Genomic DNA, 419 nt, shown 5'->3' with positions numbered 1-419 from the left:
GATATCATGACTTGTTTGCATGACCATTATATTGACCATTCTTTTCCTGTGAAGGATGTGAAAAGTTATAGAGATTATTTGCGTTGTCTTCCTTCGCATTCTTCTTTGTTTTTGGATTACATAGAAAGCAGGGGATATGGTTTTTTAAGATTCAACGAATATTTGAACGATGACGAGGATGATTTTTGTTACGAGTGTGTTTTTGTTAATGACAATAAAGATGAGATACGCCTTTGGGTTAAAGATTTAGAAGAATGTGACAAGGATGGTTTGTATTCGAGTATCGATAATTTAGATTTGGAAAATTGTACGTCTGATGATTTTAAAAGAAGACTCTCAACGATTTGCGAGAAATTTTTTGGATCGTTGTCATGAGTTATCAATTCGCACATTTTGAGATGCTGAGTCGTAAAGTGCTT

At 33.9% G+C, this 419-nt stretch carries 1 protein-coding gene; it reads left to right on the top strand.

The window, feature by feature from the left end; genetic code table 11:
* The coding region (locus KP705_RS18180) for a hypothetical protein (RefSeq protein WP_215765310.1) at positions 1 to 375 on the top strand (375 nt) is incomplete at its 5' end.
* Positions 376 to 419: the final 44 nt, after the last annotated feature.

The organism is Gluconobacter sp. P1D12_c (assembly GCF_018812105.1).
In the GTDB taxonomy this organism is placed as follows: Bacteria; Pseudomonadota; Alphaproteobacteria; order Acetobacterales; family Acetobacteraceae; genus Gluconobacter; species Gluconobacter oxydans_A.
The sequence above is the reverse complement of the archived record's forward strand: the minus strand, read 5'-3'. Positions and strand labels throughout refer to the sequence as shown.